General features: G+C 49.1%; 17 protein-coding genes. All 17 read left to right on the forward strand.

The features are described from left to right. The first annotated feature begins 70 nt into the window (after positions 1 to 70). Genes ACWXW9_RS11195 through ACWXW9_RS11275 form a run of 17 tightly spaced genes read left to right on the forward strand, consistent with a single transcriptional unit; the run spans position 71 to position 17,100 of the window. Positions 71 to 520, forward strand: a complete 450-nt coding sequence (locus tag ACWXW9_RS11195) for a J domain-containing protein (protein ID WP_044647230.1) — start codon at positions 71 to 73, stop codon at positions 518 to 520. A 32-nt stretch (positions 521 to 552) separates the two neighbouring features. Continuing rightward, a complete protein-coding gene (locus ACWXW9_RS11200) occupies positions 553 to 1,101 on the forward strand; it encodes an FHA domain-containing protein (protein ID WP_494929450.1) in 549 nt (182 codons plus the stop codon). A gap of 39 nt (positions 1,102 to 1,140) precedes the next feature. Further along, positions 1,141 to 1,668: an FHA domain-containing protein gene (locus tag ACWXW9_RS11205; RefSeq protein ID WP_044647232.1), complete on the forward strand. Its 528-nt coding sequence runs from the start codon at positions 1,141 to 1,143 to the stop codon at positions 1,666 to 1,668. A 33-nt stretch (positions 1,669 to 1,701) separates the two neighbouring features. Beyond that, positions 1,702 to 2,532: a PP2C family protein-serine/threonine phosphatase gene (locus tag ACWXW9_RS11210; protein WP_494929451.1), complete on the forward strand. Its 831-nt coding sequence runs from the start codon at positions 1,702 to 1,704 to the stop codon at positions 2,530 to 2,532. Between the two features lie 22 nt (positions 2,533 to 2,554). Then, complete coding sequence (locus tag ACWXW9_RS11215; protein WP_494929452.1) at positions 2,555 to 4,447, forward strand: PP2C family protein-serine/threonine phosphatase; 1,893 nt, start codon at positions 2,555 to 2,557, stop codon at positions 4,445 to 4,447. Between the two features lie 47 nt (positions 4,448 to 4,494). After that, positions 4,495 to 5,814: a normocyte-binding protein gene (locus ACWXW9_RS11220; RefSeq protein WP_494929453.1), complete on the forward strand. Its 1,320-nt coding sequence runs from the start codon at positions 4,495 to 4,497 to the stop codon at positions 5,812 to 5,814. Beyond that, positions 5,811 to 6,500, forward strand: coding sequence for an iron-dependent peroxidase (locus tag ACWXW9_RS11225; protein ID WP_494929454.1), 690 nt, complete (start codon positions 5,811 to 5,813; stop codon positions 6,498 to 6,500). The genes ACWXW9_RS11220 and ACWXW9_RS11225 overlap by 4 nt, the downstream gene beginning before the upstream one ends. A gap of 31 nt (positions 6,501 to 6,531) precedes the next feature. Continuing rightward, the gene (locus ACWXW9_RS11230; RefSeq protein ID WP_494929455.1) at positions 6,532 to 9,183 is read left to right on the forward strand and encodes a molecular chaperone; all 2,652 of its coding nucleotides are present in this window, start codon (positions 6,532 to 6,534) and stop codon (positions 9,181 to 9,183) included. A gap of 38 nt (positions 9,184 to 9,221) precedes the next feature. Next, entirely contained in the window at positions 9,222 to 9,734 is a 513-nt protein-coding gene (locus ACWXW9_RS11235) for an RDD family protein (protein WP_494929456.1), read from the forward strand. A gap of 27 nt (positions 9,735 to 9,761) precedes the next feature. Further along, positions 9,762 to 9,917, forward strand: coding sequence for a hypothetical protein (locus ACWXW9_RS11240; RefSeq protein ID WP_431087446.1), 156 nt, complete (start codon positions 9,762 to 9,764; stop codon positions 9,915 to 9,917). A 13-nt stretch (positions 9,918 to 9,930) separates the two neighbouring features. Next, positions 9,931 to 10,707, forward strand: coding sequence for a DNA and RNA helicase (locus ACWXW9_RS11245; RefSeq protein ID WP_494929457.1), 777 nt, complete (start codon positions 9,931 to 9,933; stop codon positions 10,705 to 10,707). 24 nt (positions 10,708 to 10,731) lie between these two features. Further along, entirely contained in the window at positions 10,732 to 11,331 is a 600-nt protein-coding gene (locus ACWXW9_RS11250; RefSeq protein ID WP_494929458.1) for a hypothetical protein, read from the forward strand. After that, the gene (locus tag ACWXW9_RS11255; RefSeq protein WP_494929459.1) at positions 11,328 to 12,740 is read left to right on the forward strand and encodes a phage tail protein; all 1,413 of its coding nucleotides are present in this window, start codon (positions 11,328 to 11,330) and stop codon (positions 12,738 to 12,740) included. The genes ACWXW9_RS11250 and ACWXW9_RS11255 overlap by 4 nt, the downstream gene beginning before the upstream one ends. Beyond that, entirely contained in the window at positions 12,737 to 13,384 is a 648-nt protein-coding gene (locus tag ACWXW9_RS11260) for a hypothetical protein (RefSeq protein WP_494929460.1), read from the forward strand. The genes ACWXW9_RS11255 and ACWXW9_RS11260 overlap by 4 nt, the downstream gene beginning before the upstream one ends. Continuing rightward, a complete protein-coding gene (locus ACWXW9_RS11265; protein WP_494929461.1) occupies positions 13,366 to 13,890 on the forward strand; it encodes a hypothetical protein in 525 nt (174 codons plus the stop codon). Before ACWXW9_RS11260 ends, ACWXW9_RS11265 begins: the two co-directional genes overlap by 19 nt. A gap of 15 nt (positions 13,891 to 13,905) precedes the next feature. Then, a complete protein-coding gene (locus ACWXW9_RS11270; protein WP_494929462.1) occupies positions 13,906 to 14,298 on the forward strand; it encodes a DUF4280 domain-containing protein in 393 nt (130 codons plus the stop codon). Positions 14,299 to 14,319: 21 nt separating this feature from the next. Beyond that, positions 14,320 to 17,100: a hypothetical protein gene (locus ACWXW9_RS11275; RefSeq protein WP_494929463.1), complete on the forward strand. Its 2,781-nt coding sequence runs from the start codon at positions 14,320 to 14,322 to the stop codon at positions 17,098 to 17,100. Positions 17,101 to 17,109 lie beyond the last annotated feature (9 nt).

Raw genomic sequence — 17,109 nt, forward strand, 5'->3', positions numbered from 1 at the left:
GGTGGATCAATATTAAGAGGCCCCCGGGTCTCTTAATATTTGTTTTTTTCGGAGAGGGGAACATCACACAATGACCAATTATTATGAGCTGCTCGGTGTCAGCCGGGATGCTTCGGAGACAGAGATTAAGCAGGCTTACCGCAAACTGGCCAAAAAGTATCATCCTGATACCAACCAGGGAAGCGAGGAAGCAACGCGCAAGTTCAAGCTGATCCACGAGGCTTACAATACCTTGCGTGACGAAGCATTGCGGCAGGCATACGATGCCGAGCTCATCCGAAAAACAGAGGGAGCTGGCGGACCGCAGCAAGAGAGAGGAAGAGGGTCAGCATCTTCCAGCGGTGCTCGCACCGCAGCCAAAGGATTTAATCCGGCTGATATAGGAACTGATTTTGAGCAATTTTTCGGTTTTCATCCGAAAACGAAAGAAGGCTCACCGGGGAAAAAAACGAAAAAATCCGGTGATCCGACGGATACCTCGGCGATGTTTAACCAGTTTTTTGGTATTCGTAAAAAGTGATGATTTCAGGATAGAAACGGGGGAAGCAAGCAGTGAAAACGGCGCAGAACAGATGGGTTTTCATCATAGATGTTGCCATGTTCGGGCTGATGCTGGCGATCGCCTTTTATATGTTTAGTCGTACAGGCTATAGCGGTTTGAAAACCGTGGTCGTGATAGGTATCGGAATCGGCGTGCTTGTATACATATTGCGTAATCTGGTGTCAGTTGAACGTGTGGTGAAGCCAAAGACACAGCGCAATCGGATTGCCAAGCTGATACTGATGGATGAAGAGGGTGAGTCCATTAAAGAATGGTATATCGAAGGCGAAACTTCGCTCCTGATCGGCAAAACAACGGCTCGCTCCGAGGCGGATATTGATTTGGCAGGTACAGATTATGCATCTCTTGTAAGCGTGGAGCATGCGGTGCTCAACCGGGTGAACAGCGACTGGTTTGTGGAGGATGTGGATTCCGGTAACGGTACCGGGCTGCGGCCTGCAAACGAAAGTGTCACCAAGAAGCTGGAAAGCGGTGAGCCATACCGGATTTACACAGGTGATTTATTATATATCGCCAATACGAGACTGCTCGTGAAATAGCTGAAAAGACAATCATGACAATGGGGGAAGGAACCGATTATGAGTTTGACAAGATGCCCGAACGGACACATGTTCAGTACACGAAAGCACGGAAATACGTGTCCTTATTGTAATACGGTGGTAAATGTAGCCGCACCCAAAAGTGTTGAACCAACGGCAAAAACCAACGGTGCGGGAGACGATGACAGAACGATGCCGTATTTGGGCGAAACCACGGGGATTCACCCGGTAACCGGATGGTTGGTATGCATCGAAGGTGCGCAGGTGGGTCAGGACTACCGCATTATGGCTGAGAAAAACTTTATTGGACGCGCCGAGGAAATGCATGTCCGTATTATTGGTGATAACACGATTTCCCGCAGAAATCATGCGGTCATTGTGTATGATCCGAAGAAGCGTAATTTCTACTTGCTGCCGGGGGATTCGTCAGGCTTGGCGTATCACAATAACGAGGCAGTATATTCACCAGCAGAGCTGGCTGCTTATGACGTGATTCAACTGGGACACAGCAAATTTATCTTTATCCCGCTATGCGGCGCCCATTTTGAGTGGGATAACGAAAACTAGGACGGAAGTGGCATGGTGCAGGGAGGTAACGAAATGCAGCCTTATTTTGTTGTATGCGGAGCTGCGGTGCTATTCGCTGTTCTTCTCATGATCCGCATGCGGCTGACGCGAAGTCCCGGCAGCCGTACCGTGAGTGGAATTGAGATCGGAAATGGTCAAACGATCGGGAGCCGAAGCGAGCAGGACGATTATTTTGCAAGTATGACAACACCTGTCGGTACGCTGGCCGTTGTCGCAGACGGCATCAGCGGGCTGGCTAATGGACGCATGTCCAGTACATTGGCGGTGACGACCTTTACGAAGGCGTTCGCCAAGCTGGAGGATGGGTCGAACCTGAACGGATATTTTGCAGAAGCGGCAACTCAGAGCAATCGCGGTATTTTGCAAAATTTGAATGGGCAGGGCGGAGGGACGACGCTGGCGGCGGTTATCGTTTGCGGCTATCAGTTGTATTACGGAGCGGTAGGAGATAGCCTGATTACGATTTACCGTAACGGTCATTTTCAGAGCGTCAATTCCAAGCATACAGCGGAAACCTTGCTGGAGGAACGGGTGCTGGCTGGGCAAATGACCTCGGAAGAGGCCAAAACGAGTCCGGTTCGCAATCAATTGGTCAATTATTTGGGCTATGAGGGCTTTGAGAGCATGGAGCTTGGTGCTGCGCCGATTCGCCTGTACGCAGGCGATCATGTGCTGTTGTGCAGCGATGGAATTCAGGAGGCACTGACGGAGATTGAGCTGGAAGAGATCATGCGCAAGGGTGGAACACCGCAGGAAATGGCGGAAGCGATGATCGATACGATTAATGATAAAGGTTTTAAAAGTCAGGATAACGCGACAGTGGTTATGTTGGCGATAGGATGAAACAAGAAAGACGGGGGTAGCGATGCGCAAGGACAACAGCGATTTTAGTACCGCCTTTGTGTCGGAAGCGGGCTCTTACATAGACAACCGGGACTATTTTGCATTCATGGAGACGGACGACATGGCCTGTTATGTCCTCGCAGACGGTCTGGATTCGGATCAGGAGCTGCGCAGCGCAGAAATGGTTGTCAAAACGGTGCTGGAAAACTTCATGGAGAAGCCTTCCATGTCCAAGCGTCGCCTGATGAGAGACCTGCGTGAAGCGCAGGAATGGCTGCAATTTGAAAGCCGCCGTGTGCGGCTCAAGGCCAGTCTGCTGATGGTGGTGACCAACTACAACAAAATGGTATACGTTTCGTGCGGTAATGTGCGACTGTATCATTTTCGCAATGGACGGCTTAATTTTCGCAGTAAGGATCATAGCCTGGCTCAGTCATTGGCGGATGACGGACGTATTCCCGACGAAGCGACCAGCACGCATGAGGAACGGGGAAATCTGCTGGAATATCTGGGAAATCCGAATGGAGTTCATGCCCATGTTGCCAAAAAGACACAGCTTGCAGATGGAGATGTAATGCTGCTCGCCACATCCGGCATGTGGGAGGACGTCGAACTGGCGGAAATGCTGGGTGCGCTGGAGGAAGCAAAGGACCCGGTCATGCTGACGGATAAGCTGGAAGAGGTTCTGCTGAGCAAGCAGCGCCGGACGGTGAACAATTATACGGCTGCCGCCATCTATGTGAACAAAATTTTTCAGGAAAAGCCTAAAAACCGTCGCAAGCTGATCAAACGGATTTTGATAGCGTTGCTTGCCTTTGTGATCGTAGGCGGGGGAGCGTGGATTACTCTGGCTCGTATGGCTGCGAACAAGGCCGCTGCGCTGGAAACAATGGTCGAATCGGCTCAGGCCGCGGATGATTATGCCAGGGCAGGAGATTATGCGAAGGCGCTCAAGTCCTACAGTGAAGCGAAAAACGCGGCAGTTAAAATTAACGATAAGATTCACAAGCGACTGTATATGGCAGAGCAGAAAGTATCTCAACTCATGGTTGACGGGGATGGATATGTGGAAAAAGCAGACTTTACCAAAGCCGAAGCCAGCTACGATAAAGCGCGGAAAAGTGCCGGTCTGTACCCGCCGTTTAATGTGAAGGATATTGAGAAAAAAATCGACCAGCTGGACAGCTATGCCGAAACGGCGAGCTGGATGAAGGATGGGGATCTGAAATTTCAGGGCGGCGATTACACGAGTGCGCTCAAGCTGTATACGAAGGCGAATAAAGCTGCGATGGAATCCGGCTATACATCTGCGCAAAAAGAGCTGGAGAAGAAGATTACCGAGACCAATGATAAAATGACGGCCATCCAGCAGCAACTCAAGGAAATTCAGGCTGGCAAGCTACAGGCCAGAGGGGATCGGCTGATGAAGGATCTCGATTATGAAGGAGCCATTGACGCTTATAGCGGAGCACAGGAGATTTATCAGGAAATCGGCAAGCTTGAAAGCGTACTGGCACTGGAGCGGAGTATTGCGAAGGCAGAGGAGAAACAGAGCGCGGATCAGCAGAAAAATGGTCAACTTGCTGCTGGAGCGGGACTATCTGACGGAGCGCTGAACGATACAGGCACCGGGGACGTAGCGGACGAAGCTGCTACTGCTGTGCCCCCTGCTACAGCATCGCAAACCAAGGCTGCGGCAGCTACGGGTAATGCTGCAACAATGAAATCAGCGGATACAGCAGCCGCGAAGAAGGAAGCTTCTTCAACTGCCAAGAGCGGCAGTACGAGTGATGGGAATGCCTCTTCGACGAAGGCACCCGCCAGCAAGGAGCAAGGAACTGCTGATTCCGCTTCCAAAGAAGCGGGTGCGTCTGATTCAGGCAGTCAGAATCAGGCGGCTGCGAACGGAAGTTAAGGTTTTCATGTTCAATGAATGCTGGAGCCGGGAAGGAGTGAGACGTCGTGAAAGAGCTGGTGCAGGACCGTTTGAGCAAGATGGACGATCTGGAGCAGAGACGTTTGCTGAAAAATATGATGGCGGGGGTGTTTATGAACCTCGTCGAATATCAGGAAGAAATGACCCGCCAGCTGGAACGGCGGGTATTTGAGGAAATTGAGAATACGGAAGAGAAGTTTGACGTGTACGTGTCATTGACATCACGTGAGGACTATGATCCGATTCATGAATTTTTATATCCGGTGTTGCCGTCAGATACCAAGGACAAGGTCATGGATATCAGCCGCGTGGCAGAGGTCGTTCGGGAAGACGGAGCGTTGCCGCTATTTACTCTTTTTCTGGAGATGGAGACCGAGCAGATCACCGCACTTGTACGCAGCAACCGGGTTTTCGGGGGAACGTTGGTAACGGAAACGGGAAGCTATCCGATTCGTTTTCGTCTGGAGCACAACCGTTCTTATATTTTGGAGATTGAGAAGCTATATCTTATGTTCATGCAAAATGGCATGCCGTGGAAGACCATTAATCATCCGTATGCTTATAAATTTGTCGATTGTGTACTGGTTGGAGGAGAAGGCGAGCCTGCCGCTGATGAGGAAATTCACGAAATTACGATCTCATTGGAGGAATTCGATGGTTTTAAGAAGGTGGATGTTTTTCCACTTTGGAACATTGAACGACTGTCTCTGAAAAACAGTGGTTTCCCAATACCGGCTATAGATCATGTGAACTATGAGCATGTGCTTCCCTTACGTAAAACAGGACCTGAGCACGGCTACCTGATTGACGGAGTGGAAGGCGATATCCGGTATATCAAGCGCACGGAAGAGGAACTGACGATTGTCACGCCACGTGATAAGTCCGGCGAATGGAATGTGTTAAAGGTTACGAAGCCCGTCCTGACGCGACTTAGTCGTCAGACCTATCCGGTGTTGTCCAATCGGCGGCAGGACAGCTTTTTGGGCCGCTATGCAGGCAAACAGGCTGTGATCGTTCGAGCCAAAGCTGAGATTACGCGCATTGTACATTCTTTTGAAGCTGCACAGGGATTGGAATTGGAGCGTGTGGACATTTGGGGAGGCACAGGCAGAAATGATGTGAGCAAGCTTTTATCCAAATCCCAGACGTATCCGTTAAATCCGTTTGTCAGTGACAACGTGCGGACGGAGGAAGGCAAGCAGATCATGCGATTGGGGTTCAGACACGGTTCTGCGGAAGCTTCGTCAACATTTCCTGCATACATTTTATCCGACTTGATGAGCTTTCTGGTGTCGGAAGTGCAAATGTATTTCCCGGAGTACAAGTGTGAAGGAGAATGGCTGTGAATTACGTCTGGGATTTGCTTATGCGCGCAAAGGAACAGGAGTTAGATGTTAACAGCTTCCGGTTTGTACCCGCTGTCAGCTATTCCCCGTATATGGAGCTGAGTCTGACCGAGCTGAATACATCCGAGCTGGAGCAGGTGGTGGAAATCAATCCATACTACCGCTTTTATTCTATTTTTCGGGACCTGTTTCCGCCGGATGCTGAGGAGTACCTGGAGCTGAGGGAATCGCTGTTCGATATTATGATACATTTTCTGGCAGAAACGGATTTGTATCAGGGCATGAATCGGCGGGAGTACCATATCCGGTTTGTTCAGCGTGACATCGGGAACGGCATTTTTGGCCCGAAGGTGAGCGAAAGCTTTGTACAGTTAAACCGTGAGGAGCAGGATGCGATTGCCGAAGGATTGCTGCGGCTGTATGAGACGGGGGAAGCTGTACATCTGCTAAAAGAAACGATGCGCCGCGTATTTCACCGTTCGATCATTTATACCAATTGTGAGGAAAAGGACGAATTGCTCATCTATATCGGTCAGGAGGAAACGCAGTTATCACGGATCAAAGCGGATTTAATTCTGGACCTGTTTCTTCCGGCGCGTTTTACGATTGAGCTGTATTGGACACGTCATTTCGGTATTTTGGAGGCAGACCCGACGATGAAAATAGACGCTATTGCCCTCTATTAAGGCCAAATGGCAGAGAAAGGACATGTGAACGATGAACGGACCCTATACATACAGGCTGCTTGACCCGCTCACCGATCGAAAAGGCATTCGCTTCACGGCGAAATACACGCGGGCGGAGCTAGAGCAAATGACGACCTTTCAGCTACGCGGAATATGTGATAAGGAGCGTCTGGTCGAGGGCTTTGCTAATCGTCTGGCACGTGAAGAACTGATCCGCGTGATTTTGCGGTTTCGGAGTGCAGATGAGCATCTGCTCATTACCCGGCCTAACCCCGGCGGCTTCGAGCGCATCGAATCGGCATTGCGGCGAAATTGGAATGACCGTCGGCAGGAGAGCGACGGTATCCGGGTTCCCGCCAAAATCACACTGTATCAGGGTGTGCGGACAGGTCGTATGGACAATTATCGGATTGAATCCGACCTGCCTTGGCTGAACGCGTCTAATGTGCTTCTAGTGAATGCGGTAGGCGAACTATGCGGTGTTTTGAATTTGTTAAAGGACGAGGGACGGACAGGCGTATATTACCTTTCCCGCCATCTCGACGCTGAACTGCGGGAGACGGCCAACCATAATTACAGTCTGCTGTTTTTGCGAAGACAGGAATCGGAATATTTTTATAACCTCTACTATGGAGATAAGCCGATGCTGCCATTGAAGCTCCAAGGTCAACGTATTCCGGTGGCTGAGCTGATCATTCGCGGTACTGAAACGACAGATGCAGTATTGGCGGTTGATTTTGGCACCTCGAACACCACGGCAGGCGCATATCTGGATAGCTCCTATGTTACTGCCCCGGATGCGGGCATGAGCAGCACGGTACGGCTAAACGCGATCAACTATGTGTCCTTCCCCGGCCCGGAGGGAGCAGAGGGAGATTGGATCGAAGTGTTGCCGACCGCCATTCGTGTCGCGGACTGCTCTAACCCGGAGCATATTGTATACGTATTCGGAGAGGAAGCACTGCGTGGAACGGATGTAGCGGGCAGCCGGGCGACGGTACTGCGGGGCATCAAGCGCTGGGTCAATGACTATAAGCGAACCGAGGAATTAATGGATTCCGAGGGGAATACGGCGACTGCTTCCCGCAGCGAAATTCTAGCGGCTTTTATCCGCTATGTGATTGCGACAGCCGAACAGCAATTCAAGTGCCGGTTTCGTAACCTGCATTTTTCGGCACCCGTCAAGCTACAGCCGCAGTTTATCGAGATGTTTAGCGATATTTTGCCGGATTACCGGATTGAAGCAGAGGACGCGCTGGATGAAGGGCTGGCTGTGCTGTACAACACGCTGGCAGACCAGATGGAACGAGGGACGTTTGCGGACGGTGAGGAATATCAGGCCCTTGTGATTGATTGCGGTGGAGGTACAACGGATTTGTCATCCTGTCGATTCCGCATTGAGGATGGACGTATTGCTTATAAGCTGGATATTCACACCACATATGAAAATGGGGATACCAATTTTGGCGGAAACAATCTGACGTATCGGATTATGCAGTTCATGAAAATTGTGTTTGCAGGCTATTATGCTGCGGAAACGCGGTTGCCTGACACCGATATTGATGCCTTGATCGGCATTCCTTCAGGGGATTTGTACCGCCATGTGGATGAGTTTGGCGTAGATGCTGTGTATGTGGGACTGGAGGAACGTTATCGAGAGGCAGAGGCCATCTTGCCTACGGCGTTCAAACAGTATGAGCATGCCACACGAGATGAATATCAGCGGGTGCTGAGCAATTTTCATCTATTGTGGAGCGCGGCGGAAAATATGAAAAAGGAATTTTTCTTACGCACAGGTATCCTGCGCAGCCGCTTCGAATCGGAGCAGGTATTTTCATCTGAAAGTGATCTGAACATTGCCGTGATGGATCGTTGGCTGGTTTCAGTTGTCGAAAATGGACGTTTTCGTGATGAATACGGATTGCCTGATGTAGTGTTCAATATCCGTGAAATACAGCAGCTTCTCAAGGGGGATATCTATAATATTGTTCGCAAGTTTCTAGATGATTTTTATCAGGAGGGGCGCTTGCAGGATTATTCGATTATCAAGCTGACCGGGCAGTCCTGCCGAATTGACGTATTTCGCGAGGCGCTTAAGGAATTTGTGCCGGGGCGCAGCATTGAGTTCCGTCAGAAGGCGGAAGACCTGAGCCGAGTGCCTGAGCTGAAAATGGCCTGTCTGCGCGGCGCTATCCGTTATCTGAACGCCAAAAAAATGGGCACGATTGAGCCTGTCATTACCAATCATATTCCGGCCATTCCGTACACCGTCAGCGCATGGACGCATACGGGGCGCGAGAAGGAGCTGATTGCGAGTTTGGAGAGCAACCGCGTGCGAGGCTCTATTTCCAGGCCGTCCCATGCGGCCGAGGTGGAATTTTTCCTGACAGCGAACGGCGGCAAGCTGCGTCAGCGCCATGTATACCGCAGTCGGCCAGAAGCTTTCGAGCCGATGCCGTATGAGGAAATCGCCGTGCTGTACGGGCGGGATATTCCGCAGGATGATACCGACTCTATTCGCAACGGCGAGACGAAATATTTCGTTTTTGCAGGCGACAGCCGTTGGGGATTTTATGTGGTGCCGATTACCCGCCGGGATGAATTGCTGCATCTGGGACCCAAACGCTTTTTTGCCTTCGAAAACGATCTCTCCGAGCTGGATTTCTTTGACGGCACGAAGTAAGACAACAAGAAAAATATACATCATTGGGAGGCAACAGCATGCTGTACGCAGGTTTTTGGAAACGGGTTTTGGCGAGTATTATTGACAATTTGTTGATGTGGTTCGTGTTTATGATTCTGGGTCTGATCTGGTTTGTGATTCAAGCCATTGGGGACTGGGGGTCTTCTTCGGCAGAAACCTCTTTACTCACAGACGGATCGCCCCCTATTTTTACAATGAAGATGGTTGGACAGACTTTGCTTAATTGGTGTGCGATGTGGTTGTATCACGCGATTATGGAATCTTCCAAATGCAAAGCCTCGGTGGGCAAGCTGGCTCTCGGGATCGTCGTGGTAGATGAGTTTAACCAGAAGCTCAGCTTTGGACGTGCCAGTGCCCGCCATTGGAGTAAGTTTATATCCGCTATCATTCTGTGCATCGGCTTTATCATGACAGCCTTTACAGCTAGAAAACAAGCCCTTCACGATCTGATCGCTCGTACCTATGTCGTGGACAAACGTGAGCTGAATCATATCCTGCGTGAGCAGGCCGAGCGGGGAGCCGGGATGTAAAGGTAGATTTTAATCAGGGGGAGCACGATGGATATACGTAGATTTTTAGAAAAGAATTTTCGCCTGCTTACTGGATTACTCGGAGGAAGTAAAGCTCAGCCCACTGATGATGGAGTTACTGTTCCGCCTCCTGCGCCCGGTGTGAATCGGCTGTCTGTTCCCCTGAATAAAGAAGAATTGTGAAAGGAGGGGAACCATGTTAACCCATATCGTGCCGAAGTTTGAGAAAGGCCGTATTCTTAAAACCGAGATGCTGGAAAATCTGCGAGATTATCCTCGCAGTTTTCTAGATATCCGGTATCAGGATTATTCGGATGGCATTATTACCGGGATGAACGTCACTGTCGGGGAGCATACGCTGACCATTGGCAGAGGCATTGTAAAGCACAAGGGCAGGCTGTACCTGCTGGAGCAAGAGCAAGAGGTTCCGTATACAGCCACAGGTCGGCTGTCGGTGTTGAAGCTGCTTTTTTTGGAACAAACAGATCGCCCGGATTTCATCGCTCATCATGCAGATATTGTACTGAAGGATGAGGCCGAGATCGGATTGGATGAGCTGGAGCTGGGCAGATTTAAGCTCAAAGATGGAGCCGTGCTTCGCTCGGATTATCAGGATTTTGCCGACATGGCAACCGAATTCAATACATGGAGTGATATCCATGCTCCCTTTGCGGGTTTGAAGCAGAGTACATTGCGCCCGGAAACGATGCGGTACTTCGCATCTGAGCTGCTTAAAAGCGGCACAACCGATCCGATGGATTGTATGTTTGCGCTCATGTGCCTGAACCTGGAAGCCGTGGACAGAGAATCTATCCAGCATTACATTGCAAACCGAAATGGTGCGGAATACAGGGGTTATTCCCAGATGCAACTGCACAGACAGTTGGTTCTTATTCTGGAAGGGGCCGGACGGGGGAAACGCACAGCAGGTCGTTGGCAAGGCGGCGGAGCCGGACGGATGATTGTGGATTAGTCTGTATGCGAAGGAGGAAAAACCATGAAATATGAGGATGAAAAGATTTTGGATCGGCTCCATGAGATGGAGAAGCTGAAGATGCCTAAAAATATTTTGGCAGGTCCCGTAATCATTGACGGTCAATCCTATGTGTTTGAAGAACGATTTTTCTTTAAGGATCGGTTGAAAATACATGTTCCCTCTGCTTTTACCCCTATGCCCAAGCATTTGCAAAAGATGAAGTATCCTCATGAGCAGCGTCCAGAAATCATTTTGACGAATCAATTGGGCAGTGTGGATGTTACCCTGAATCGGGTGGATCAGGCACTACAAGATGAATGGGTGGAACAACTCACCTCTGGCATGAAGGCAATGATGAAAAACATGAATCCTGCGCATGTATTTTATGAAGAAAAAGTAGAAGAGATCCATGGCAAGCAGATCGGCTATTTTGACTTTAAAAGCCCGGCGTTGGATCAGCCCATTTACCACAATATGTTCTACTTTGAGCTGGAAGGAAAGACGGTCATGGGAACATTTTGCTGTCCATATAAGCAGTATGCCGAATGGCGGAATATCGCCCTGCAAATGATCCATACCATTCAAACGGTTGACGAGGCGGAAGAGGAGGGATATGAATGAGTAACCCGATTTATACCACGGCTGATGTCCAGGTTGCCCCTTATCAGTTTCAACGTGTATTAAGTGTTCATCTCATTAAACAGTTAAACGAGCATGTGAGCTTCAGCATTCGCGGAATTGTTTCGGAGGACAAGCTGGATCAATACGTGGAAAAAGCGGATGAAGATGAGCACATCGAAGTGTTTCTAAAAAGTGAAGGGAAGCAAATCCGTCTCTTTCAGGGAATCGTCACGAAAATTGCTGTAAAAGCCGTAAACGGAGTACGCGAGCTTACCGTTGAAGCCAGCAGTGAAACCTTATTGATGGATATTCGCCCCAAACGCCGTTCCTTCCAAAAAACAGGGGATTCATATAACAACTTATTTTCGCATATTACAGGTTCGTATTCAGATGCAGAAGTGGTTGATGAGGCTTCTCATGGTGCAGCTATCGATGAATTATTGGTGCAATACAATGAAACGGACTGGGCCTTTGTCAAAAGAATTGCTTCTCGACTGCATGCTGCTTTAATTCCAATTACGATGCAACAAGGACTGAAATACGTGATTGGTGTCCCCCATTCCAGTGCCCCTCAACCGCTGAACGAACCTAACTATTCCATTAAAAAAGACTTGAAGGAGCACAAGCTCATGTCCCGCAACGGACTGCCGGAATTTGACGAGTCCAACAGCTTGAGCTATGAGGTTACCAGCAACAAAGTACTAGAACTCGGTAGTTCCGTCATTTTTCATAAAAGAACTCTTTACATAGCCAAGGCGGAAACGACCACCGAAGGAAATCTGATCGTGAATCGTTACATTTTACGAGATGCACATGGGTTAAAATGCCCAACTCACTACGCCTATGATCTGTCAGGTGCTTCTCTGTTTGGCAAGGTAATTGATATTTCCAAAGAAAAAGTGAAAATCAAGCTGGAAATTGACCAAGGCTCGACTGCATCCGGGGCTATGTGGTTTCCCTATTCTACGGTTTATTCTTCTCCCGATGGCAGCGGTTGGTATGTCATGCCGGAAGCAGGAGATCAAATTCGTCTGTATTTTCCGGATGAACGGGAGCAGCATGCTTTTGCCGCCAGTTCTGTCGATCTTGCTTCCTCTGATCCTGTGAAAAGAAGCGATCCTGCGGTCAAAAGCATTAGCACTAAATATGGCAAACAGGTGGTTTTCAAGCCTGGTGCAGTAGAAATTATCAACAGTGGACAAATGCTGATGCGCCTCACAGATGAAGGCGGTATTGAAATTAACAGCAACAAAAAAATAACCCTGTCTGCTCAGGAGGATATCCAAATTACAGGGGGCGCCAAAATTATTATGGAGGGGAAAGAAGGCGTGAGTTTTATTCAATCCGGAGCTAAGCTCGACATCATGGACGATGTGAGATTAACCGGGGGTAAGGTGAACATTGAATGAAGCTTATGGACCGGGATGCGGCATTGCAGGACTTATTGGAAAAACACGTATTTACGGAATGGCTGCATGATCTGGCGCTCATTGAAAACAACTTTCTGACACGGCAGCAAGCCATTGAGGAAGAACTTATAACGGCTTTAGAGTCGCTATGCCAGCTCGCTACGGTCCAGCACGAGCAAGGTCTTAAGGGAGACATTCGATATATTTATATCTCCTTGCTCAGAAGCCGTGTGATGGAAAATAGAGCTGTTTATCGTATAGATGCCTATGATGAGGATTGGTTTCTGGATGAGGCTGAATGTGCGGTGGAGTGGTCGGCAGACTTTGTTTTCGAGCCTCTGTTCAATCGCATGGCTAAGCTGGAAAAGCTTAAATCCGACTATGCCCGTAAGATTACGACGATGGATATTGAGCAGATTCAACAAATTGAAGCGGTTAAATACCACCTGCTCACTGTTGAGTTTCTGAAAAGTCAGATGCCCGCCTTCGTTGCTTCCCCTTCACTAGAAAGGTTGCCGAAAGCTGACATATGCACGATATTTGCCGGAGAGTATCGAGATGATAGCGAGATATTGTGCCGTTTTACGCGTATAGGGGAAGTCGGGGAGCGAGAGGGGGAATCCTCATGGATTATTTCCACTTAAAGCAGGATGTGCGGTATACCAACGTTCCTATGCTGCAAAAGGTGATGGAAACGATTGATCCGTGGAAGCTGTATGATCTACAGCCGGAGGATATTGTCAAACCATTGATGTTCAACGTGAGGGCAGATGCAGAAAGTATTTTTATTGATTATCTGGAAGGCCCTATTCCTCTCATATCAGATGCTTTAAAACGTCTTGTCCAGGCCTATGTGCCGGAGCTGCCTATGAAATTAACGATACTTACTCAGATCGAACAGAAGATACAGAAGAATTACTATATTCCTTTTGTGGAGCGGCTTGTAGCCGTACATCCGGAAAGCGAATGGAATTTGGATCAAAGTGTGCTTAAAAAGCTGGTATTACAGGCAGACGCTATTCGGGGCCACAAGATATTTAGAATTCAGGAGAGTGCCATCCCGATGATCATCGTCCGCTTGGACGTGGCGGAAAGTATATTGCGGCGTGATTATACAGGGATCACTTTGGAACAGGTCCGGGCGAAATAGGGAGGTTGAGAGAACATGCCAGACGATGAGTTTTATGTCGTACGGGGAGCCTGTATGCGTTGCACTTGCGGGAGCCATCCTCGAAAGATCAATTTGCCGAACAGTCACGGCTCTTATGTTAATGGTAAACCGATGATGAATAAAGGAGATTATTCTCCTGAAAATGTCCCTCATTTTGGAATTTGTAATAGTCCGGAACAGCCGAGTGCCGAAACCGTTTATCTGATCGCTGAAGATGGCTCTACGATTTCTGGAAAGCCATGCATGCCGATGCTGACGGACAAGTGGAAAAACACAAAAGAGCATACGAAGGTGGAAGGCCAGCCAGCCTTGACGACTTCTTCATTTCAGACTTGTTTATATCATGGATTTATCGAATTTCATACGAATGGCCAGCAGGAGGAGTAGCTGGAAGGGAGGTTTGAAAACATGATAGGATATGATCAGATTCGAATAGATTCCCCCTACCCCATTCAGGTCATAAAGGATGTTCAGATCGAGTGGAAGCCGGGTGAGCATGGGCGTATTACACTCACAGGCATTTGTAAGGAGTCGAGTCATGCCACGGCTGCGCTGGATGCGACTTCAGAGGATCAGCTACATGTGTATGCCCAAAAAGAACAAGAGAGAATCAGCTTGTTTAAGGGTGTCGTCCATACGGTGGAGGTTGAGAACCATAATGGAGTATATACACTTACACTGGAGGGAATCAGTGGCTCATTTGAGCTGGATATTGTCAAAAGAAAGCGGTCTTTTCCTGAGGAAAAACAAACATACAAGCAGTTAGTGAATAAGCTTGCTCAAGGCTATGCACGAAGTGATGTGCTGTATCAAACCGGGGAGCAGTCGGTGGACGAAGCCATTTTACAATATGATGAAACCGACTGGGAGTTTATGAAACGGATGGCGAGTCGTTTACATACAGTGGTGGTAAGCGACATATGGGAGTCTGCAGCGCCGAAGCTGTATTTTGGCATGCCCGCAGGTATCCAGCGGACGATTCGGGAGAATTCGCCTTATACGGCAAGCAAAGATTTAAAGGGCTATCAACAAGCAGGCGGAACATCAGCCGGGCTACATGACACCGATTTTTTCAAATACGAGATCGAAAGCGGAGAACGGTATGCTCTCGGAGACGAGGTGCAATTTCGCCAGAAAACGATGATTGTAACTGAATTGCGAAGCCGCATGGAAAAGGGGCATTTGCTATTCAGTTATGTGTTGGCCCGCGCGGAGGGCATTCGCAGTGATTTCATTCCCAATTCTAAAACGATCGGAATATCTCTGGAAGGAGAGGTCCTCGCGGTACGTGGGGAGGAAGTGAAGCTGCGGCTGGTGATTGATAAGGATGACGGGGTATCCGAGCCGCATTGGTACCCGTTTGCTCCCTCAACGGGAAGTGCGATGTACAGCATGCCGAAGGTGGGAACACATGCAAGCCTGTATTTTCCGGATGCATCTGGCTCCAGAGCGATGATTTTGGGTGCAGTTCGTACGAACGGAGACGGTTGTGCGAAAACGAGTGATCCGAATGACCGATATTTTGGTACGGAGCATGGAAGTGAGCTGAAAATGGCCCCAGGTCGCATCCACATCACGGGTGATCCGGGTGGAACGTTGCAGATGAGTCTGGACGATGCTACGGGGATTGAAATTACAAGTCCGAAGAAGCTTACGCTAGAAGCAGAGCAGGAAATCATTCTGAATACGCCGAAGAAAATTATTATTGACGGGACGAGCCAGGTCATGGCGTACCAGACGGGAGGAAGCACGGGGCTTTCGGTAGAAAACGAATACCATGTGCTGGGAGGAAATGTCTGGGCGGACGGAAGCGACCGAACTGCATACCCGCCGTTTGATGATGAACCGAAGGAAGGCGAGCCACCTCCACCGCCGCCACCCCCTGAGCCGTTTAATTGGGGCAAGCTGGGGAGGAATATTTTGGGAGGCTTGGCAGTCGTGGCAGCCGTAGCCGTGGTAGCAGCCATTACGGTAGCGACGCTTGGAGCGGGTACGGTGGTCATTGCGGCGGTAGCCGGAGGAGCGCTGCTGGCGGGCGGCTTGGGGGTAGCAAGCTTGGCGGCATCGGATATCGCCCGAGGGGAAGTGAGCGACTTTAGTGACTATGCCCTGACCGGCTTGAAAGAAGCGGGGATCGGGGCGGTATCTGGAGCGATTTTTGGCCCTCTCGGTGTAGGGGGAACCTTGCTGAGGAAAGCAGCGATCGGCGGTGTGACAAATGCGGCAGAAAATTTGGCTAGCCAGGCGCTAAGCGGCGAAAAGATTAACTGGGGCTCGGTAGCAAAAGACGCGGGTTTGGGCTTTGTCACCGTGGGCGTACTGGATTCCAAAGTAGGCAAGGCCATTGGCGGATTCGCAGAAAAAGTAGGCAGTAAGGTCACACCGCAATGGATTAGCAAAGGTGTAGATGCAGTCGGAGCAGGCTTTGGCAAAGCTGTAAACAAGCTGGAACAGACCGGCAGCAAGCTGGGCCAGAAGTTCAATGAGCAACTGAGTAAAATGGCAGACGGCCTCAACACCGGGAAGTTGGCCACAGCCAACGGAGCGCCAGTTCCACACGTGAATAAGATGGACAGCGGACCACTTCCACAGACGGATGTGCAGAAGAATTACAACAAGGTTATGAAGGAAATGGAAGAGGGAGCAGCGAAGAAGATTGAGGGGACTGGTGATGCTAGCAGACAAAAGCTAATTGAGGATTCTAGAGATTTTGCTAGAGAGCAGTTAGACAAGCATGTTCAGTTCCTTAAGGACGGTGGAATAAAAAGACCTTTAGATAAAAATGGATTTGGTGGCGGAAAATATAAACCGGACGTAATAAGTGCTGCAGTAGACATAACGACAGTAGGTGGTAAAAAAACTAAAATAACATTTGGCTATAATGGCGCTAGGGAAGGACAATTCAATCCAAGTGTAACGGAACTGCATCCTGACTTAACTAAGATAGCACAAGAAACAAGGAAGAAAGCCAAAAACGACCCCAATAATCCGTACAAGGACGATGAAAGTTTCGAACTATGGCATGTTGAAAATTGTGCTGAAATCCAGGCGGTCAATCAGCTTTTATGGTCAGGTTCAAAAATAGAAGATATACTAATAAGTACGGTTAACGGTAAAGGGAAATACAAGCCACCATGTAGAAACTGTCAGAAGACATTTTTCGATTTCATTAATGATTTTCATGAATAGTATTTTTGA

This window comes from Paenibacillus sp. LT-B23 (assembly GCF_059417685.1).